The organism is Aggregatibacter valvarum (assembly GCF_980468985.1).
Genome location: NZ_OZ413141.1, coordinates 1,910,763 through 1,930,208, shown reverse-complemented (window position 1 = coordinate 1,930,208; position 19,446 = coordinate 1,910,763). Strand labels below are relative to the sequence as shown.

Genomic DNA, 19,446 nt, shown 5'->3' with positions numbered 1-19,446 from the left:
GAAAGTGATCGCGTGTGTGCTATAATCCCCAAATATTTATTTTTTTATTTGTTTAAGGATAGATATGCAATTTTCTAAAATGCACGGACTCGGCAATGATTTTATGGTGGTGGATGCGGTTACGCAGAACGTTTATTTTCCTGCCGACACCATTAAACGTTTAGCCGATCGTCATCGTGGCATTGGTTTTGATCAGCTGTTGGTGGTGGAACCGCCTTATGATCCCGAATTGGATTTTCATTATCGTATTTTTAATGCGGACGGCAGTGAAGTGGCACAATGTGGTAATGGTGCCCGTTGCTTTGCCCGTTTTGTGACGCTCAAAGGCTTAACCAACAAAAAGGATATCGCCGTCAGTACACAAAACGGCAAAATGGTGTTGACCGTCAAAGAAGACGACAATGTGCGTGTGAACATGGGCGAACCCATTTGGGAGCCGAATAAAATTCCATTTACCGCCAATAAATTCGAGAAAAATTATATTCTGCGCACGGAAATTCAAACGGTACTCTGTGGCGCAGTATCCATGGGGAATCCCCATTGTGTGGTGCAGGTGGATGATATTCACACGGCCAATGTAGCGCAGCTCGGACCATTACTCGAAAACCATGAGCGTTTTCCGGAACGGGTGAATGCCGGTTTTATGCAGGTGGTGAACCGCAAACATATTAAATTACGCGTACATGAGCGTGGTGCGGGAGAAACCCAAGCCTGCGGTAGCGGTGCTTGTGCGGCAGTCGCTGTGGGGATTATGCAAGGCGTATTGGATAATGAAGTGCAGGTGGATTTGCCCGGCGGCAGTTTGCTGATTGAATGGCAAGGCGAAGGGCATCCGCTGTATATGACCGGTAGCGCCACCCACGTCTATGACGGCGTGATTTATCTCTAATGGTCGATCATCTGCGATGCAAAACGAACTGCAAAAATACCTGACTTACTTACGCATTGAACGTCAAGTGAGTCCTCATACGCTGACCAACTATCAACGTCAGTTGGTGCGGATTATTGCCATTTTGCAGGATGCCGGAATTCAACAGTGGCAACAAGTTACACCAAGTGTCGTGCGCTATGTGTTGGCACAAAGTAGTAAACAGGATGGCTTAAAAGAAAAAAGCTTGGCGTTACGCCTTTCCGCATTGCGTCGTTTTTTGAGTTATTTAGTGTATCAAGGGCAACTCAAAGTAAATCCGGCAGTGGGCATTTCTGCGCCTAAACAAGCCAAGCACTTGCCGAAAAATATTGACACCGACCAAGTGCAACAGCTACTTGCCAACGACAGCAAAGAGCCCATTGATATCCGCGATCGCGCCATGATTGAATTGTTTTACAGCTCCGGTTTGCGTTTGTCGGAATTGCAAGGATTGAACTTAAACAGCATTAATCTTCGCGTGCGTGAAGTGCGGGTGATGGGTAAAGGGAACAAAGAGCGTATTGTGCCACTGGGACGTTATGCTTCCCACGCCATTCAACAATGGCTCAAAGTGCGGTTGTTATTTAACCCAAAAGACGATGCGTTGTTTGTCAGTCAGTTGGGGAATCGCATGTCCACGCGCTCGATTCAAATGCGCTTGGAACGCTGGGGAATTCGGCAAGGGCTGAATAGCCATTTGAATCCGCACAAACTTCGCCACTCTTTTGCTACTCATATGTTGGAAGCCAGTTCAGATTTACGCGCAGTGCAAGAATTGCTCGGACACAGTCATTTATCGACAACGCAAATTTATACACACTTAAATTTTCAACATTTAGCAGACGTGTATGATGCGGCGCATCCGCGAGCCAAACGGAAAAAATAAGGAAAAACACGATGATTTTTTACCGCACTTTCAGTGCCATTTAATGGATTTTCACCAATGAAGACAACCCCAAAATCGCTCCCTTTGTTACAAATCCACGACCTCAATAAACATTTCGGGCAGACGCGCGTACTGCGTGATATTTCCCTTGAATTGCACAGTGGCGAAATCTTATTTTTGCTTGGTGCGTCCGGTTGTGGCAAAACGACTTTGCTACGTGCCATTGCCGGTTTTGAACAACCTGATAACGGTGAAATTTACCTAAAAGCGCGGTTGATTTTTAGCGCAAATTGCAATATTCCGCCACAACAGCGACGGCTAGGTTATGTGGTGCAAGAAGGCGTGTTATTTCCACACTTGAATGTGTATCGCAATATTGCTTACGGGTTGGGCGATGGCAAAGGCAGCTCCCCGGAAGAACGACAACGCATTGACGAAGTGATGGCGCTTACCGGCATTTGTGCCCTTGCCGACCGTTTTCCACACCAACTTTCCGGCGGGCAACAACAACGTGTCGCCTTGGCACGCGCCATTGCACCAAATCCTGAACTGATTTTATTGGATGAACCTTTTAGCGCCTTAGATGAACATCTGCGTCAACAAATCCGTCATGATATGTTGCAAGCACTCCGCCAAAGTGGTACTTCCGCTATTTTCGTTACCCACGATCGCGACGAAGCCTTGCGTTATGCTGATAAAATTGCGGTGCTGCAAAATGGAGAAATCTTACAAATCGCGAATCCGCGTACGCTTTATTGGTCACCACAACACCTTTCCACCGCCACCTTTATCGGCGAAAGCATTGTGTTGCCGGCAACCTTAAATTCACCTTCAACGGCGCATTGCCAATTAGGTGACATTGCCGTCATAGACAAAAGCCAAGGGCAACAACGCGGCACGCTACTTCTCCGTCAGGAACAATTCAGTCTGTTAAAAACACCTCAAAATCCGACCGCACTTTTTAACGCGGTGGTAAAAAACGTGGAATTCAAAGGCAAAATTACGGCTATTCGACTTGAAATAAACGGGTTCGACATTGAGTTAGAGGAACACCATGGCATTGAATTGTATGTGGGAGATGAGGTTGATGTTTATTTATATGGCACGGGCTTGTTTTATGGGGAATAAGTGTTGGCTTTATGGCGATTGCAATTTACGTTGTAGGTAAAAAAGCGCTATTAATGAGCACATGACTTAAAAAGTGCGGTGCATTTTTCAGTGATTTTTCAAACATCAAGCTATCTCAAATGCGCTTCCAACAACGCCCTTAATTCATCCCCATCATGGCACCGTTTCACCACCTCGAACAACGCGGTGGCTTCTTCATATTCACATTTTAAATACTGCAACCACTGTTTAATGCGCGCCACATGGTAAAAACCACTGTCGTGACAATTTTCTAATGTGGCATATTTGCGCAAAATCGGCATGATTTCAGCCCAGCTTAACGGTGCATCATTATGTTTTAGCACACGGCTTAAATTCGGCATATTAAGCGCACCACGACCAACCATTAAATCTTCACAGCCGGTCATTTCTAAGCATCGTCGTCCATCTTCCCAGCGCCAAATTTCACCATTGGCGATCACAGGAATATAGAGTTTTTGGCGGATTTCACCAATTTTTTGCCAATTAATCCGATCAGCGCGATAACCATCCGCTTTGGTGCGACCATGAATGGCAATTTCGGTCGCACCGCCTTGTTGCACCGCATCCGCAATGTCAAAAGCAAAGTCGGTGGAATCCCATCCTAAGCGCACTTTAACACTCACCGCCTGTTCTGGCGGAACGGCTTGACGAATGGCTTTGGTGGCTTGGTAAATAAGTTCCGGTTGTTTTAACAAAGACGCGCCACCGTTGCTACCGTTGACAGTTTTCGACGGACATCCACAATTTAAATCAACGCCGTGGGAGCCTAATTGAATGGCGAGTTCGGCATTTTCCGCCAGCCATTGCGGATGTTGTCCGAGCAATTGCACACGTACCAGCGTACCGCTTGGCGTGCAGCCTTGTTGGTGCAATTCAGGGCAAAGGCGATAAAACACTTTCGGTGGGAGGCGTTGATCCACCACGCGGACAAATTCGGAAATGCACAAATCGTAATCGTTCACTTCCGTTAATAATTGACGCACGAGAGGATCAAGCACGCCCTGCATCGGGGCTAAAATGATGCGCAAAGGTTATTTCCAACCTTTGGCTTTGCAAATCAAATCGTATGCGGCTTGAATTTGCTGGGTTTTTTCTTTCGCCATTTCCATCATTTCCGGTGGCAACCCTTTTGCGACGAGTTTATCCGGATGATTTTCATTCATTAAACGACGATAGGCGCGTTTCACTGTGGGCTGATCGTCTGTCGCGGTGACACCAAGCACTTGATAAGCATCGTTTAAGGTCGGGCCGGAAGAGGAGTGAGATTGCTGTTGATAACCGCCTTGGTAGCCGGAATGTTGTTCGTAGTGACCGCCTTGTTGATAGAAACCGCCGCGCGCAAAATGACGCGCCGCCATTTCCATTGCCAACATTTGCTCAAATTGAACGCGGGATAACCCCAGTTCTTCGGCAACAATAAAGAGCACGTCTTTTTCATTGTCATGTAAATGATCGTCAGAAAATGCGGCTTGAATTTGCACAGATAAAAATGCCCGCAATAAATCCGCACGTTGTCCGCAACCAAGACGAAATTCACGAATCACCTGACGAATCGGGAAATCCGCTTGTTTGCCACGATTAAACGCCTCTTGCGCTAAACGACGACCGGCATCGTCCAGTTGCATTTGATCCATTAAATGGGTCGCTAACAGAATGTCATTTTCCGTGACACGCCCTTTGGCTTTGCTTAAATGCCCCAACACCGCAAAGGTGGTTTGCATAAACAATAGTTGACGGGTGGTTTTCGTTTTGAAGAAAGAAGAATTGACTGTGCCCAGCTCATACAGTTTTTTGTCTGCAAGATGACCGAGAAACACACCGGCCAACATGCCAAAGAAACCGCCCAATCGAAAGCCGATTAAGGCACCTAAAATTTTTCCAATAAAATTCATTGTCGCTCCGTTAGGGTCAAAAAAGTGCGGTGGATTTTCTCAGCAAATTGAAAAACGCGTGAAAAAACAACCGCACTTTCGCTTTATTTAATGCCGTATTGCTCACGATAAGCGCGCATTGCCGGTAAATATTGTTGGTATTCCGGTTGAGTTTCAATGAACGCCATCAAATCGGCAAAATCAATGATAGATAACACGTCGCATTGGTAATCGCGCTCAACTTCTTGAATCGCAGACAGCTCGCCATTGCCACGCTCTTGACGGTTTAAAGCAATCAATACCGCACTTAATTGCGCTTCATTGGCTTGAATAATTTGCATGGATTCACGAATTGCCGTACCGGCAGTGATCACATCATCCACCAACAACACCTTGCCGCGCAACGGACTACCGATTAAATTGCCACCTTCACCGTGATCTTTGGTTTCTTTGCGGTTAAAGCACACCGGTTTATTGATGTCAAAGCGGTTGAATAACGCAATGGATACCGCAGTGGCAATGGGAATGCCTTTGTACGCCGGGCCAAAAATCATGTCGTATTGCAAACCGGCATCTTGTAAGGCTGCCGCATAAAATTCTCCTAAACGGGCAAGATCGGCACCTTGGTTAAACAAACCGGCGTTAAAGAAATAAGGGCTCACACGGCCGGATTTCAAGGTGAACTCACCAAATTTCAAAACCTGACGGGCAAGGGCGAATTCAATAAACTGTTGTTTATAGTTTTCCATCTTCCTATCCTTATTCTGCCAATGCCGCACGTTGGGTTTGGAAAATGACCTCACAGCCTTGTTTGGCGAGATCTAATAAGGTTAATAATTCCTCATGGCTAAACGGTTCGCCTTCCGCAGTGCCTTGCACTTCAATCATGCGGCCGTCTTCCATCATGACCACGTTCATATCCGTTTCCGCAGCGGAATCTTCTACGTATTCCAAATCACATACCGCTTCGCCGTTTACGATGCCGACAGAAATCGCCGCCACCAATCCTTTCAGCGGGTTTTTGCTCAATGTGCCGTTTGCCACCAAGCCATTTAATGCATCACATAACGCCACACAAGCGCCGGTAATGGAGGCGGTGCGAGTGCCGCCATCTGCTTGGATTACATCGCAATCCAATGTTACGCAACGCTCGCCAAGGACTTCTAAATCCACCATAGCGCGCAAAGAACGGGCGATTAAACGTTGAATTTCTAAGGTGCGGCCGCCTTGTTTACCTTTTGCCGCTTCACGTTGCATACGGCTGTGGGTAGAACGTGGCAACATGCCGTATTCCGCCGTGACCCACCCTTGTCCCTGTCCTTTTAAAAAACGCGGCACGCCATCTTCCACGGTGGCAGTACACAACACTTTGGTATCGCCAAACTCCACCAACACGGAACCTTCCGCATGTTTGGTGTAATGACGGGTGATTTTAATCGGGCGGGGTTGGTTGTTGGCACGTTGATTCGGACGCATGAAAAATTCCTCGTTAAGCAATAAAAAATCGCGCCATTTTAGCACGCAAACTGACAGAAACGAAATTTGGCAGTACAATAGAACGCAAATTTTAGCGCCTAAAAATGAAGGAATTATTATGATTTATAGCATGACGGCATTCGCCAGTTTAGAAATCAAAAAAGACTGGGGAAACGCAGTTTGGGAAATCCGTTCGGTCAATCAACGTTATTTAGAAACCTTTTTCCGCCTGCCGGAACAATTCCGCAGTTTAGAAAACACCTTACGCGAAACCCTGCGTCAAAAACTCACTCGTGGCAAAATCGAATGTACCCTGCGTATTGATAATAAAAAACAAACTGCCGCCGAATTACACATTAATCAAGAACTCGCCACGCAAGTATTGCAATCTTTGCAATGGCTAAAACAGCAAGCAGGCGAAGGTGAGCTCAATTTAACCGACGTGTTGCGTTATCCGGGCGTGGTGGAAGTGCCGGAACAAGATGTAGATTTAATCAGCCAAGATTTATTGGCGGCGTTTGAGCAGGTCGTGAGTGAGTTTATCGCTATGCGTCAACGCGAAGGGGAAAAAATCCACACGTTACTGACACAACGCCTTGACGCCATCAATGAAGAACAGCAAAAAGTGCGGTCCAAAATGCCGGAGATTTTACAATGGCAACGCGAGCGCCTATTGCAACGCTTTGAAGAAGTGCAACTGCAACCGGATCCACAACGTTTAGAGCAAGAGCTGATTATGTTGGCGCAACGCATTGATGTGGCAGAAGAATTAGACCGTTTGCAATTACACGTCAAAGAAACGCAAAACATTCTGCGCAAAGGCGGCGCAGTGGGACGCAAGTTGGATTTCATGATGCAAGAGCTCAACCGAGAATCCAACACCTTGGCATCCAAATCTATCAATGTTGATGTGACCAATTCCGCCATTGAGCTGAAAGTGTTAATTGAGCAAATGCGCGAACAAATTCAAAATCTTGAGTAATTGATTGATATTTTTTAAGGAAAGTACAATGGTCTATTCCCTTTTAACGGCACAACAGGACGACATTATTTGCCCGTTAACACACTACTCGCTGATTCAAATTAAAGGCACGGAGGCGGAAAAATATTTGCAAGGACAACTCACTTGCGATGTCACCAAATTGGCAGCCGGTGAATCCACTCTTACCGCCCATTGCGATCCGAAAGGCAAAATGAGCGCGCTGTTCCGTTTAATTCGTCAAGATGAACAGACCTTTTATATGCTGTTAAAAAGTGCGTTATTGCCGTCGGCGCTGGATCAACTGAAAAAATACGCGGTATTTTCCAAAGTCACGTTTACGTCGTTAGATTGGCAACTTCTCGGTGCAGCCGGCACAAAAAGCATCGAAAAGTGCGGTCAATTTTCTGCGCAAATTCGCGTTGATGTAAATGGACAACAACCGCGCGTGATTTTACTCAACCCGACCCGCTTAGCCCTCGAACCTACTGTTGAAGCAGAGGCTTGGGATTTATTGGATATTCAAGATGGCGTGCCTGGTTTAGCGGCAGCGACTCAACTAGAATTTATTCCGCAAGCGTTAAACCTACAAAGTGTCGAACAGGCGATTTCCTTCCACAAAGGTTGTTACATCGGGCAGGAATCCGTGGCGCGCGCGAAATATCGTGGCGCCAATAAACGCGCTCTCTTTATTTTTGCCGCGCAAACAGAAAGTCTACCGGACATCGGTTCGGCATTGGAAATGGCACTTGGTGATAATTGGCGAGCCACCGGCACCATCACAAGTGCGGTCAATTTTCACGGCGTTTTATGGTTGCAGGCAGTGCTTAATACGCCGTTGGAAGAAGGTCAGGCATTCCGCTTGCCGAACTGCCAAACCTTGCTCGACATGCAACCCTTGCCTTATGAGTTAAGCTAATGAAAGTCGGATTGGTATTGGAAGGCGGAGCCATGCGCGGGATGTTCACCGCCGGCGTGTTAGATGTTTTCTTGGATGAACAAATTCACATTGACGGCATTGTCAGCGTGTCCGCCGGGGCATTGTTCGGTGTAAATTTTCCTTCGAAACAAAAAGGCCGTGTACTGCGCTACAACAAAAAATACCTCAACGACAAGCGCTACATGGGATGGCACAGCCTGTTCACCACGGGCAATATCGTCAACAAAGACTTCGCCTTCTATCAATTGCCTTTTGAATTGGACGTGTTCGATCAAGCAGCATTCGCCCGTTCCGGCATCGACTTCTACACGGTGTTAACCAACGTGGAAAGCGGTGAAGCGGAATATGTGAAAATCCACGATGCCTTTGAGCAAATGGAAACCCTGCGTGCCACCTCCGCTATGCCTTTCGTGTCAAAAATGGTGGAAATCAACGGCAAAAAATATTTAGACGGCGGCATTGCGGACAGTATTCCGTTGCATTTCTGTCAACAGTTGGGCTATGACAAAATCATCGTCATTCTCACCCGCCCATTGGATTACCGCAAAACGCCGACCAATCCGCTGATTTTTAAGGTTTTTTATCGCTGTTACCCAAAACTGGTCGAACGCCTGACCAATCGCTATGCCGACTATAACCGTGCAGTGGAAGACGTCATTCGTCTTAACGAACAAGGCGAAATCTTTGTCATTCGCCCTTCTGTCACTCTGCCTATTCGCCGTATTGAAAAGGACATCGCCAAAGTGCAGGCAATGTATGATTTAGGCGTGGCGGATGCAAAAATGGCGATACCGATGCTAAAACAGTATTTATCAGAGGTGTTTTAGAAGATAATACTTGCGGAAAGTCTTATCTTTTAGTAGAATTCACGGGCTTTAATTATAGAAGCCGTTTAATGTAATCATTTATTAAACGAGTATTACAATAGGTAATACTGACAATGTTTCCGATTTGGAGACTATATAACAGGTAGCTTGCACCTCCTTTTCTTGTTGTTTTGATGTAAGAATTGTGATGGTGTTAGTTTTTTTATTAGCTAAATTTATTGGAGCTCTGGTCTCATGCAGAACCAAAGAATCCGTATCCGCCTTAAAGCGTTTGATCATCGTTTGATCGATCAATCTACAGCGGAGATCGTTGAAACAGCTAAACGTACCGGTGCGCAAGTACGTGGTCCGATTCCTTTACCAACTCGTAAAGAGCGTTTCACAGTATTGATTTCTCCACACGTAAATAAAGATGCGCGTGATCAATATGAAATCCGTACTCACAAACGTTTAGTTGATATTGTTGAGCCAACAGAAAAAACTGTTGATGCTTTAATGCGTTTAGACTTGGCTGCCGGCGTTGACGTGCAGATCAGCCTAGGTTAATTAAGAGGTTATTACAATGATTGGTTTAGTCGGTCGTAAAGTCGGTATGACCCGTATCTTCAATGAAGATGGCGTGTCTGTACCGGTTACCGTTATCGAAATCGAAGCCAACCGCGTAACTCAAGTTAAGACTCTTGAAAACGATGGCTATACTGCAGTTCAAGTTACCACTGGTTCTAAAAAAGCAAGTCGTGTAACGAAGCCTGAAGCTGGTCATTTCGTGAAAGCTGGCGTTGAAGCTGGTCGCGGTTTATGGGAATTTCGTACTGAAGGTGAAGAATTCACTTTAGGTCAAGAAATTAACGTTGACATCTTTGCAGATGTTAAAAAAGTTGATGTTACCGGTACTTCTAAAGGTAAAGGTTTCCAAGGTGGTGTTAAACGTTGGAACTTCCGTACTCAAGATGCTACACACGGTAACTCTTTATCACATCGTGTTCTCGGTTCTATTGGTCAAAACCAAACTCCGGGTCGTGTGTTTAAAGGTAAAAAAATGGCAGGACACTTAGGTGCTGAGCGTGTAACCGTTCAATCCCTTGAAGTCGTTCGTGTAGATGCTGAGCGTAAATTGCTATTAGTTAAAGGCGCCGTTCCGGGGGCTACTGGTAGTGATGTTATCGTTAAGCCGGCAGTTAAAGCATAGGTCTAGGAGATAGAGATGGAATTACAAGTTGTTGGTGCGAACGCACTCACTGTTTCTGAAACTACCTTCGGCCGTGAGTTTAACGAAGCATTGATTCACCAAGTTGTTGTTGCTTACGCAGCAGGTGCTCGTCAAGGTTCTCGTGCACAAAAAACTCGTGCTGAAGTGTCCGGTTCAGGTAAAAAACCTTGGCGTCAAAAAGGTACGGGTCGCGCTCGTTCCGGTGATATTAAATCGCCAATCTGGCGTTCAGGTGGTATCACTTTCGCAGCGAAACCACAAGATCACAGCCAAAAAGTGAACAAGAAAATGTACCGTGGTGCAATCAAGAGCATTCTTTCCGAGCTTGTTCGTCAAGATCGTTTAGTGGTTGTTGATAAATTTGAAATTGATGCGCCAAAAACCAAAGTATTAGTACAAAAATTAAAAGAATTAGCACTTGAAGATGTGTTAATCATCACAGCAAGTTTAGATGAAAACCTATTCTTGGCAGCACGTAACTTATACAAAGTAGATGTTCGTGATGCTCAAGGTATTGATCCGGTAAGTTTAATTGCTTTCGACAAAGTAGTTGTAACTGTGGATGCTGTGAAGCAAATTGAGGAGATGTTAGCATGAGTCAAGAACGTTTGCTAAAAGTGCTTAAAGCACCACATGTCTCTGAGAAAGCAACAAATAACGCTGAGAAGTCAAACACAATCGTTTTCAAGGTCGCTTTAGATGCGAATAAAGTAGAAATTGCTAATGCAGTAGAGCAACTTTTTGAAGTGAAAGTGGATTCTGTTCGTACCGTTGTGGTGAAAGGTAAAACTAAACGCCGTGGTGCTAAGATGGGACGTCGCAGTGACTGGAAAAAAGCTTATGTTACACTTCAAGAAGGACAATCTTTGGACTTCGTTGAAGGCGCAGCAGAGTAATTACGGAGGAGTAGAAGATAATGGCTATCGTTAAATGTAAGCCGACCTCCGCTGGTCGTCGTCATGTTGTTAAAGTTGTTAACCCTGAGTTGCATAAAGGTAAACCTTTTGCAGCACTTTTAGATACTAAATCTAAAACCGGTGGTCGTAACAACTATGGTCGTATTACTACTCGTCACATCGGTGGCGGTCATAAACAACACTATCGTTTAATTGATTTTAAACGTAATAAATTAGACATTCCAGGTGTTGTTGAACGTTTAGAATACGATCCGAATCGTTCTGCAAATATTGCTTTAGTGCTTTATAAAGATGGTGAACGTCGTTATATCTTAGCACCAAAAGGTTTGGCTGCAGGTGATCAAATCCAAGCGGGTGCACATGCGCCAATTAAAGTTGGTAACTCATTACCAATGCGTAATATCCCGGTTGGTTCTACCGTACATAATGTTGAATTAAAACCAGGTAAAGGCGGTCAAATTGCTCGTTCTGCTGGTGCTTATGTACAGATCATTGCCCGCGAAGGTAATTATGTGACTTTACGTCTCCGTTCTGGCGAGATGCGTAAAGTGTTAGCTGAATGTTCTGCCACCATTGGTGAAGTAGGCAACTCAGAGCATATGCTTCGCGTATTGGGTAAAGCCGGTGCTAACCGCTGGAGAGGTGTACGCCCTACAGTTCGTGGTACTGCAATGAACCCAGTAGATCACCCACACGGTGGTGGTGAAGGTCGTAACTTTGGTAAACACCCAGTAACACCTTGGGGCGTTCAAACTAAAGGTAAGAAAACTCGCCATAACAAACGTACTGATAAATATATCGTACGTCGTCGTGGTAAATAATTTTAATTAAATAAGAGGATAAGCCATGCCACGTTCTCTCAAGAAAGGTCCTTTCCTTGACCTACACTTGTTGAAGAAGGTAGAGAAGGCGGTGGAAAGCGGGGATAAAAAACCAATTAAAACTTGGTCCCGTCGTTCAATGATCATTCCATCAATGATTGGATTGACCATCGCAGTCCATAATGGTCGTCAGCATGTTCCTGTTTATGTTTCTGATGAAATGATCGGTCATAAATTAGGCGAATTTGCACCGACTCGTACTTACCGCGGTCACGCTGCGGACAAGAAAGCTAAGAAGTAAGGGGTAAAAGATGGAAACTATTGCAAAACATCGTTACGCTCGCACTTCAGCGCAAAAAGCTCGCTTAGTTGCGGATTTAATCCGTGGCAAGAAAGTGGCTCAAGCATTAGAAATTCTTACTTACACAAATAAAAAAGCATCAGCTTTAGTGAAGAAAGTTCTTGAGTCAGCGATTGCTAATGCCGAGCACAATGACGGTGCAGATATCGATGATCTTAAAGTTGCGAAGATTTTCGTAGATGAAGGTCCAAGCATGAAACGTGTTATGCCACGTGCTAAAGGTCGTGCAGATCGTATTTTAAAACGTACAAGCCACATTACTGTGGTTGTGTCAGATCGTTAATCGTAGAGGAATAACAATGGGTCAAAAAGTACATCCACATGGTATTCGCCTAGGTATTGTAAAACCTTGGAGCTCTACTTGGTTTGCGAATACACAAGACTTCGCTGACAATCTTGAAGGCGATTTCAAAGTACGTCAATTCTTAAACAAAGAATTAGCGAATGCTTCCGTTTCACGTATCACTATTGAACGTCCTGCGAAAAGTATTCGTGTTACTATTCACACAGCTCGCCCAGGTATCGTCATTGGTAAAAAAGGCGAAGATGTTGAAAAATTGCGTAATGCAGTGGCAAAAATTGCCGGCGTTCCTGCTCAAATCAACATTGCTGAAGTGAAAAAACCTGAATTAGATGCAAAATTAGTTGCAGACAGCATCGCTTCACAATTAGAACGTCGTGTTATGTTCCGTCGTGCTATGAAGAAAGCGGTACAAAATGCAATGCGTTTAGGCGCTAAAGGTATCAAAGTTGAAGTTAGCGGTCGTTTGGGCGGTGCTGAAATTGCTCGTTCCGAATGGTATCGTGAAGGTCGCGTGCCTCTACATACATTGCGTGCGGACATCGACTATAACACTGCAGAAGCACATACTACATACGGCGTAATCGGCGTTAAAGTATGGATCTTCAAAGGTGAGATTCTTGGTGGAATGGCTGCGCTAGCGCAACCGGAACAACAACCTGCCGACAAGCCTAAAAAGGCTCCGCGCGGTAAAGGTCGTAAGTAAGGAGAATCGCTAAATGTTGCAACCAAAACGTACAAAATTCCGTAAAGTTCACAAAGGCCGTAACCGTGGTATCGCGGGCGGTACAGAAGTTAGCTTCGGTACTTTCGGTTTAAAAGCAGTTGGTCGTGGTCGTTTAACTGCACGTCAAATTGAAGCCGCTCGTCGTGCTATGACACGTGCAGTAAAACGTCAAGGTAAAATCTGGATTCGTGTATTCCCGGATAAACCAATTACTGAAAAACCACTAGAAGTCCGTATGGGTAAAGGTAAAGGTAACGTTGAGTACTGGGTAGCCTTAATCCAGCCGGGTAAAGTTCTCTATGAAATGGATGGTGTGTCTGAAGAGATCGCAAGAGAAGCATTTGCATTAGCAGCTGCTAAATTGCCAATTAAGACCACTTTCGTAACTAAGACGGTGATGTAATGAAAGCTCAAGAACTACGTACAAAAAGTGTTGAAGAGCTGAATGCTGAATTGGTTAACTTGTTAGGTGAGCAATTCAAGTTGCGTATGCAAGCAGCCACCGGTCAGCTTCAACAAACCCATCAGTTAAAACAAGTGCGTCGTAGTATTGCACAAATTAAAACTGTTCTAACCGAAAAGGCGGGTGAGTAATGACTGATAAAATTCGTAGCGTGCAAGGTCGTGTAGTAAGTGACAAGATGGAGAAATCTTTCGTTGTTGCTATTGAACGCAAGGTTAAACACCCACTTTATGGTAAGTTTATCCGTCGCACAACTAAACTACATGTGCACGATGAAAATAACGAAGCTAAATTAGGTGATTTAGTAGAAGTTCGCGAATGTCGTCCGATTTCTAAAACTAAATCATGGACTTTAGTTCGTGTTGTTGAGAAAGCAGTGATTGCTTAATTAACGACAGAAAGTAATAAAATAAAAGCCAATAGTGTAAAGCTGTTGGCTTTTTTGTTTTTAAAGTGCGGTTAAAATTCAAGGGATTTTAACCGCACTTTTTCTTTCAGTAAGTCAATTTCGCAAAGAAGTATACTTCTTTTAGGTGTTATTGACATAACACCTAAATAAACACTGATAAAAATATTTTTAAGAAGGATATTGGAGAAAATTATGCCAAAAATTTCATTATCGAGTAAATGGTCTTGTGATGGGCGTGAGCTAAAACCTAAAGTTGGAGCAAATCAAAGTGATATTTGGATATATGATGGACGTGAGTTAAGACCTAAAGTTGGAGCAAAACAAAGTGATATTTGGGTATATGATGGACGTGAGTTAAAACCTAAAGTTGGAGCAAAGCAAAGTGATATTTGGGTGACAGAAGGGAATAAGATTAAGCCAAAAATTTCAGCTAACTATGATACTACTTATGAACTAAATGGTAACGCTATCTTAGTTGCATTTGGTCAAGTTGTTTTAAAATTTTGGTAATCTGGAGCTAGTTATGTCTAAACAAATTAGAAGTTGTGCAATTTATAAAGATTTAATTATTGAATCTGCTGAAGATTATACCGTTACTAACACATACGGTATTTACTATTTTGATTTCAGTGTGAAAAGTATATGAAAAGAAATATTATTCATTTATTCTTGTGTACTAAATTCAGATAAATTTCATGTATTGGAGAAAAGATGGAAAAGCCTTTACCACCCAAACCTAGTGCCTTAGAAGTTAATAAATATCTCAATAGATGGGAAAATCTTGAAGGCTATACTTTACAAGAAAAGGCGTTAAAAAAACTATTTTTAAAATTATTGCCAAGTAATAGTGAAATTAGTGATATTTTATTGAAAGCATCATGTTTAAATGATTTTTATAGTACAAATATATTTGCTATTTATCCTGTGGCAAAACATATTTTAAATATTAAAGATCTAGATGAACGTTTAAAGTCTGGAGATATCTCTTTAGTTAATGAATTAGGAAAGGTGGAAATTAGTGGCAAAAAGAGATCTTTTTATTCTTTTGCAACTAAATATTGTAGCCATCATAATCCAATTGATTTTCCTATTTATGATAGCTACGTGGAGAAAATTCTCTTATATTTTAATAAAATAGATAAATTTTCATCATTTAAAAGAATAGATCTAAAAGATTACAGAAAATTTAAAGGAATTTTGTTGGATTTCCAAAAATATTATAAATTAGAGAGATTTAACTTAAAAGAGATTGATCGCTATCTCTGGTTGTTAGGCAAGGAAATTTTCCCAAGATATAAAAACTGATAAGTTTCTCTAATGTAATAATTCGCTTCATTTTTTCTAACCCTTATTTTTTCATTCGATGAATTTTGAATGTATGGAGATATTTTTATAATTCTAAAAACTGCGGTAAATTTCAACCGCACTTTTAACAAACGGCTTAAGAAGAGGAAGGCAAATTATCGTTGCCTTTCTCTTTTTCTTTTGATAGAATCCGCAACCTGCCCGCCGTTCTCTTTTGACTGTGCGGACAGGTTCGTCCCGCAAGGGTGGTTTTTTAATTTAACGGAGCACTAATATGATCCAAGAACAGACTATGCTGGATGTTGCTGACAATTCAGGCGCTCGCAGCGTAATGTGTATCAAGGTTCTAGGTGGATCGCACCGTCGTTATGCTGCTATTGGCGACATTATCAAAGTTACTGTAAAAGAAGCAATTCCGCGCGGTAAAGTAAAAAAAGGTGATGTGTTAAAAGCGGTTGTTGTGCGCACCAAGAAGGGTGTTCGTCGCCCAGATGGATCAGTTATTCGTTTCGATGGTAATGCTTGTGTCATTTTAAATAATAACACTGAGCAACCAATCGGTACTCGTATTTTTGGACCGGTGACTCGTGAACTTCGTTCTGAGAAATTCATGAAGATCATTTCTTTAGCTCCAGAAGTACTGTAAGGAGAATGTAATGGCTGCAAAAATCCGTCAAAATGATGAAGTAATTGTGCTTACCGGCAAAAGCAAAGGTAAGCGCGGTAAGGTAACAAAAGTGTTATCTAACGGTAAAGTGATTGTTGAAGGTGTAAATATCATCACTAAACATGAAAAACCAGTACCTGCATTAGGCAAAGAGGGTGGTTTAGTGAAGAAAGAAGCTGCAATTGATGTATCAAATGTTGCAATTTTTAACCCGAAAACAAATAAAGCTGACCGAGTAGGTTTTAGATTTGAAGACGGCAAAAAAGTACGTTTCTTCAAATCTAACAATGAAATTATTTAATAATAAACTGGAGTAATGCGATGGCGAAACTGCATGATTACTACAGAGAGCAAGTAGTAAATGAATTGAAAACGAAATTCAACTACTCGTCTGTCATGCAAGTCCCACGAATCGAAAAGATAACCCTGAATATGGGTGTGGGTGAAGCATTGACCGATAAAAAATTGCTAGATAATGCAGTAGCAGATTTAGCAGCAATTAGCGGTCAAAAACCTTTGGTTACTAAAGCTCGTAAATCTGTTGCTGGCTTTAAAATCCGTCAGGGATATCCAATCGGTTGTAAAGTAACACTACGTGGTGAACGTATGTGGGAGTTCTTAGAACGTTTAATTACAATTGCTGTTCCACGTATTCGTGACTTCCGCGGTTTGAGCGCGAAATCTTTTGATGGTCGTGGAAATTACAGTATGGGTGTGCGTGAGCAAATCATCTTCCCTGAAATCGACTACGATAAAGTAGATCGTGTACGTGGTTTAGATATTACTATTACAACCACAGCTAAGAGTGATGAAGAAGGTCGAGCACTATTGGCTGCCTTTAATTTCCCATTCCGTAAGTAAGGCAGGTTACAAATGGCTAAACAATCAATGAAAGCTCGCGATGTAAAACGCGTGAAATTGGCTGAAAAATTCTATGCTAAACGTGTAGAGTTAAAAAAGATTATTTCTGACGTTAATGCCTCTGACGAAGATCGTTGGAACGCTGTGTTAAAGTTACAAACTTTACCACGTGATTCTAGCCCTAGTCGTCAACGTAACCGTTGCCGTCAAACTGGACGTCCTCACGGCGTTCTTCGTAAGTTTGGTTTAAGTCGTATTAAGGTTCGTGAAGCTGCTATGCGCGGCGAAATCCCGGGTCTTAAGAAAGCAAGTTGGTAATTTACCACTTTAATTTGGAATCGGAGTAAAAGCACAATGAGTATGCAAGATCCTATCGCAGATATGTTGACTCGTATTCGTAACGGTCAAGCTGCGAATAAAGTTGCGATCAGTATGCCTTCATCCAAGCTAAAAGTGGCAATTGCCAATGTATTAGCTAGCGAAGGTTATATCGAAAGCGTTAAAGTAGTTGAAGGTGTAAAACCTGAATTGGAAATTACGTTAAAATATTTCCAAGGAAAACCGGTTGTAGAGAGTATTCAGCGTATTAGTCGCCCTGGTCTTCGTATTTACAAACGTAAAGACGAATTACCGAAAGTAATGGGTGGTCTAGGTATTGTTGTTGTATCTACATCTAAAGGTGTAATGACTGACCGTGCAGCTCGTCAAGCGGGTTTAGGCGGTGAGATCATTTGTTATGTAGCTTAATGGAGAGGTAGGAAAATGTCTCGTGTTGCAAAAGCACCTGTTAGTATTCCTGCCGGCGTTGAGGTAAAACTTAACGGACAGTTGCTAACAATTAAAGGTAAAAATGGTGAGTTATCTCGCTCTATTCATCATTCAGTAGAAGTTAAACATGAAAATAACGAATTGACATTTTCACCACGTGAGGGTGTTGAGGGCGGTAATGCGCAGTCTGGTACTGCGAGAGCGCTAGTTAATTCTATGGTTATTGGCGTTACTGAAGGATTTACAAGAAAACTACAATTAGTTGGTGTAGGTTATAGAGCACAAATTAAAGGAAACGCTGTTGCTTTAAGTCTTGGATTTTCTCATCCTGTTGAGCATGTTTTACCTGCAGGAATTACTGCTGAATGTCCTTCTCAAACTGAAATTGTTTTGAAAGGTTCAGATAAACAGTTAATTGGTCAAGTTGCTGCAGATATTCGTGCTTATCGTCGCCCTGAGCCGTATAAAGGTAAAGGGGTACGCTACGCTGATGAAGTGGTGCGTATTAAAGAAGCTAAGAAGAAATAATTAAGGTAACACTATGGATAAGAAATCAGCTCGTATCCGTCGTGCGGCTCGTGCGCGTCATATGATGAGAGAGCAGGGTGTAACTCGTTTAGTTGTTCACCGTACTCCACGCCATATTTACGCCCAAGTCATCGCACCAAACGGTTCGGAAGTGCTTGCGGCTGCTTCTACTGTTGAGAAAGCAATTAAAGAGCAAGTGAAATATACCGGAAATAAAGATGCTGCTGCAGTTGTAGGTAAGGCCGTTGCAGAAAGAGCATTAGCAAAAGGCATTAAAGGCGTAGCTTTTGATCGTTCTGGTTTTAAATATCATGGCCGTATCCAATCTTTAGCGGATGCAGCCCGTGAAGCTGGTCTACAGTTCTAATTGAGGTAATTTGAGATGTCAAACATCGAAAAACAAGCTGGTGAACTGCAAGAGAAGCTAATTGCGGTAAACCGCGTATCTAAAACTGTAAAGGGTGGTCGTATCATGAGCTTTACCGCATTGACTGTGGTAGGTGATGGTAATGGCCGAGTAGGTTTTGGATATGGTAAAGCACGTGAAGTTCCTGCAGCGATTCAAAAAGCAATGGAAAAAGCACGTCGTAACATGGTTAATGTGGCTTTAACAGAAGGTACGTTACAACATCCTATTAAGGGTACTCATACTGGTTCGCGCGTTTTTATGCAGCCGGCGAGTGAGGGTACCGGTATTATTGCCGGCGGTGCGATGCGTGCCGTGTTAGAGGTTGCTGGAGTCCGTAACGTATTGTCAAAAGCATATGGTTCAACTAACCCAATCAATGTTGTTCGCGCAACTATTGATGCTTTAGCAAATATGAAATCACCAGAAATGGTTGCTGCTAAACGTGGTAAATCAGTTGATGAAATTTTGGGGTAATTGATAATGGCTAAAACTATTAAAGTAACACAGGTTCGTAGTTCTATTGCTCGTTTACCGAAGCATAAAGCTACACTACGTGGTCTTGGTCTTCGCCATATGCATCATACTGTTGAGTTAATTGATACTCCGGCAGTACGAGGAATGATTAACCAAATTTCATATATGGTTAAAGTGGAGGAGTAAT

Annotated in this window: 32 protein-coding genes; 28 read left to right on the top strand and 4 right to left on the bottom strand. The window is 43.1% G+C overall.

Annotation, left to right across the window (positions count from 1 at the left end; all coding sequences use genetic code 11):
- The first annotated feature begins 64 nt into the window (after positions 1–64).
- Genes dapF through AC30SF_RS09255 form a run of 3 tightly spaced genes read left to right on the top strand, consistent with a single transcriptional unit; the run spans position 65 to position 2,924 of the window.
- Positions 65–889, top strand: a complete 825-nt coding sequence (gene dapF, locus AC30SF_RS09265) for a diaminopimelate epimerase (RefSeq protein ID WP_005715797.1) — start codon at positions 65–67, stop codon at positions 887–889.
- Between the two features lie 16 nt (positions 890–905).
- Positions 906–1,796 carry a tyrosine recombinase XerC gene (xerC, locus tag AC30SF_RS09260; RefSeq protein WP_489608241.1) on the top strand — a complete coding sequence of 297 codons (891 nt, stop codon included), beginning with the start codon at positions 906–908 and terminating at the stop codon, positions 1,794–1,796.
- A gap of 57 nt (positions 1,797–1,853) precedes the next feature.
- Entirely contained in the window at positions 1,854–2,924 is a 1,071-nt protein-coding gene (locus AC30SF_RS09255; RefSeq protein WP_489608240.1) for an ABC transporter ATP-binding protein, read from the top strand.
- 110 nt (positions 2,925–3,034) lie between these two features.
- Here the strand turns inward: AC30SF_RS09255 and dusC are convergent, their stop codons facing one another.
- The 4 genes from dusC to rph form a co-directional block, all read right to left on the bottom strand.
- Positions 3,035–3,973, bottom strand: coding sequence for a tRNA dihydrouridine(16) synthase DusC (gene dusC, locus AC30SF_RS09250; protein WP_489608239.1), 939 nt, complete (start codon positions 3,971–3,973; stop codon positions 3,035–3,037).
- 3 nt (positions 3,974–3,976) lie between these two features.
- Complete coding sequence (djlA, locus tag AC30SF_RS09245; protein WP_489608238.1) at positions 3,977–4,837, bottom strand: co-chaperone DjlA; 861 nt, start codon at positions 4,835–4,837, stop codon at positions 3,977–3,979.
- A gap of 83 nt (positions 4,838–4,920) precedes the next feature.
- A complete protein-coding gene (pyrE, locus tag AC30SF_RS09240; protein WP_109433038.1) occupies positions 4,921–5,565 on the bottom strand; it encodes an orotate phosphoribosyltransferase in 645 nt (214 codons plus the stop codon).
- A 10-nt stretch (positions 5,566–5,575) separates the two neighbouring features.
- Entirely contained in the window at positions 5,576–6,292 is a 717-nt protein-coding gene (gene rph, locus AC30SF_RS09235; protein WP_489608237.1) for a ribonuclease PH, read from the bottom strand.
- Positions 6,293–6,410: 118 nt separating this feature from the next.
- Here rph and AC30SF_RS09230 point away from each other — a divergent pair, with 118 nt between their 5' ends.
- From AC30SF_RS09230 to rpmD, 25 genes are all read left to right on the top strand, one after another.
- The gene (locus tag AC30SF_RS09230) at positions 6,411–7,274 is read left to right on the top strand and encodes a YicC/YloC family endoribonuclease (RefSeq protein WP_489607078.1); all 864 of its coding nucleotides are present in this window, start codon (positions 6,411–6,413) and stop codon (positions 7,272–7,274) included.
- Between the two features lie 28 nt (positions 7,275–7,302).
- On the top strand, positions 7,303–8,190 hold the full coding sequence (ygfZ, locus tag AC30SF_RS09225) for a CAF17-like 4Fe-4S cluster assembly/insertion protein YgfZ (RefSeq protein WP_489608236.1): 888 nt from the start codon (positions 7,303–7,305) through the stop codon (positions 8,188–8,190).
- Positions 8,190–9,038 carry a patatin-like phospholipase family protein gene (locus AC30SF_RS09220; protein WP_489608235.1) on the top strand — a complete coding sequence of 283 codons (849 nt, stop codon included), beginning with the start codon at positions 8,190–8,192 and terminating at the stop codon, positions 9,036–9,038. Before ygfZ ends, AC30SF_RS09220 begins: the two co-directional genes overlap by 1 nt.
- A gap of 234 nt (positions 9,039–9,272) precedes the next feature.
- Entirely contained in the window at positions 9,273–9,584 is a 312-nt protein-coding gene (gene rpsJ / locus AC30SF_RS09215; protein ID WP_001181005.1) for a 30S ribosomal protein S10, read from the top strand.
- Positions 9,585–9,600: 16 nt separating this feature from the next.
- Positions 9,601–10,227, top strand: a complete 627-nt coding sequence (rplC, locus tag AC30SF_RS09210; protein WP_005704440.1) for a 50S ribosomal protein L3 — start codon at positions 9,601–9,603, stop codon at positions 10,225–10,227.
- A 15-nt stretch (positions 10,228–10,242) separates the two neighbouring features.
- Positions 10,243–10,845, top strand: a complete 603-nt coding sequence (gene rplD / locus AC30SF_RS09205) for a 50S ribosomal protein L4 (RefSeq protein WP_209364037.1) — start codon at positions 10,243–10,245, stop codon at positions 10,843–10,845.
- Positions 10,842–11,144, top strand: coding sequence for a 50S ribosomal protein L23 (gene rplW, locus AC30SF_RS09200; RefSeq protein WP_005701885.1), 303 nt, complete (start codon positions 10,842–10,844; stop codon positions 11,142–11,144). The genes rplD and rplW overlap by 4 nt, the downstream gene beginning before the upstream one ends.
- A gap of 20 nt (positions 11,145–11,164) precedes the next feature.
- Positions 11,165–11,986, top strand: a complete 822-nt coding sequence (gene rplB, locus AC30SF_RS09195) for a 50S ribosomal protein L2 (RefSeq protein ID WP_005701883.1) — start codon at positions 11,165–11,167, stop codon at positions 11,984–11,986.
- Between the two features lie 25 nt (positions 11,987–12,011).
- On the top strand, positions 12,012–12,287 hold the full coding sequence (rpsS, locus tag AC30SF_RS09190) for a 30S ribosomal protein S19 (RefSeq protein ID WP_005539416.1): 276 nt from the start codon (positions 12,012–12,014) through the stop codon (positions 12,285–12,287).
- 10 nt (positions 12,288–12,297) lie between these two features.
- On the top strand, positions 12,298–12,630 hold the full coding sequence (rplV, locus tag AC30SF_RS09185) for a 50S ribosomal protein L22 (protein WP_005539363.1): 333 nt from the start codon (positions 12,298–12,300) through the stop codon (positions 12,628–12,630).
- Between the two features lie 16 nt (positions 12,631–12,646).
- Entirely contained in the window at positions 12,647–13,354 is a 708-nt protein-coding gene (gene rpsC, locus AC30SF_RS09180; protein ID WP_005715746.1) for a 30S ribosomal protein S3, read from the top strand.
- 13 nt (positions 13,355–13,367) lie between these two features.
- On the top strand, positions 13,368–13,778 hold the full coding sequence (rplP, locus tag AC30SF_RS09175) for a 50S ribosomal protein L16 (RefSeq protein WP_005715748.1): 411 nt from the start codon (positions 13,368–13,370) through the stop codon (positions 13,776–13,778).
- The gene (gene rpmC, locus AC30SF_RS09170; protein ID WP_005539356.1) at positions 13,778–13,969 is read left to right on the top strand and encodes a 50S ribosomal protein L29; all 192 of its coding nucleotides are present in this window, start codon (positions 13,778–13,780) and stop codon (positions 13,967–13,969) included. The genes rplP and rpmC overlap by 1 nt, the downstream gene beginning before the upstream one ends.
- The gene (rpsQ, locus tag AC30SF_RS09165) at positions 13,969–14,226 is read left to right on the top strand and encodes a 30S ribosomal protein S17 (protein ID WP_005539352.1); all 258 of its coding nucleotides are present in this window, start codon (positions 13,969–13,971) and stop codon (positions 14,224–14,226) included. Before rpmC ends, rpsQ begins: the two co-directional genes overlap by 1 nt.
- A gap of 213 nt (positions 14,227–14,439) precedes the next feature.
- A complete protein-coding gene (locus tag AC30SF_RS09160) occupies positions 14,440–14,757 on the top strand; it encodes a hypothetical protein (RefSeq protein ID WP_489608234.1) in 318 nt (105 codons plus the stop codon).
- Positions 14,758–14,958: 201 nt separating this feature from the next.
- A complete protein-coding gene (locus AC30SF_RS09155) occupies positions 14,959–15,552 on the top strand; it encodes a hypothetical protein (protein WP_489608233.1) in 594 nt (197 codons plus the stop codon).
- A 274-nt stretch (positions 15,553–15,826) separates the two neighbouring features.
- Positions 15,827–16,198: a 50S ribosomal protein L14 gene (gene rplN / locus AC30SF_RS09150; protein WP_005619403.1), complete on the top strand. Its 372-nt coding sequence runs from the start codon at positions 15,827–15,829 to the stop codon at positions 16,196–16,198.
- Positions 16,199–16,208: 10 nt separating this feature from the next.
- A complete protein-coding gene (gene rplX / locus AC30SF_RS09145; protein ID WP_021615549.1) occupies positions 16,209–16,520 on the top strand; it encodes a 50S ribosomal protein L24 in 312 nt (103 codons plus the stop codon).
- Between the two features lie 20 nt (positions 16,521–16,540).
- On the top strand, positions 16,541–17,080 hold the full coding sequence (gene rplE, locus AC30SF_RS09140; RefSeq protein WP_021615548.1) for a 50S ribosomal protein L5: 540 nt from the start codon (positions 16,541–16,543) through the stop codon (positions 17,078–17,080).
- Between the two features lie 12 nt (positions 17,081–17,092).
- The gene (rpsN, locus tag AC30SF_RS09135; protein WP_005701877.1) at positions 17,093–17,398 is read left to right on the top strand and encodes a 30S ribosomal protein S14; all 306 of its coding nucleotides are present in this window, start codon (positions 17,093–17,095) and stop codon (positions 17,396–17,398) included.
- Positions 17,399–17,434: 36 nt separating this feature from the next.
- Complete coding sequence (rpsH, locus tag AC30SF_RS09130; protein WP_489608232.1) at positions 17,435–17,827, top strand: 30S ribosomal protein S8; 393 nt, start codon at positions 17,435–17,437, stop codon at positions 17,825–17,827.
- Positions 17,828–17,842: 15 nt separating this feature from the next.
- Positions 17,843–18,376: a 50S ribosomal protein L6 gene (rplF, locus tag AC30SF_RS09125; protein WP_005548778.1), complete on the top strand. Its 534-nt coding sequence runs from the start codon at positions 17,843–17,845 to the stop codon at positions 18,374–18,376.
- A gap of 13 nt (positions 18,377–18,389) precedes the next feature.
- Positions 18,390–18,743, top strand: coding sequence for a 50S ribosomal protein L18 (rplR, locus tag AC30SF_RS09120; protein WP_021615546.1), 354 nt, complete (start codon positions 18,390–18,392; stop codon positions 18,741–18,743).
- A 15-nt stretch (positions 18,744–18,758) separates the two neighbouring features.
- Positions 18,759–19,259 (top strand): 30S ribosomal protein S5, encoded by a 501-nt coding sequence (rpsE, locus tag AC30SF_RS09115; RefSeq protein ID WP_021615545.1) that lies wholly within the window; start codon positions 18,759–18,761, stop codon positions 19,257–19,259.
- 6 nt (positions 19,260–19,265) lie between these two features.
- Complete coding sequence (gene rpmD / locus AC30SF_RS09110) at positions 19,266–19,445, top strand: 50S ribosomal protein L30 (RefSeq protein WP_005715766.1); 180 nt, start codon at positions 19,266–19,268, stop codon at positions 19,443–19,445.
- Position 19,446: the final 1 nt, after the last annotated feature.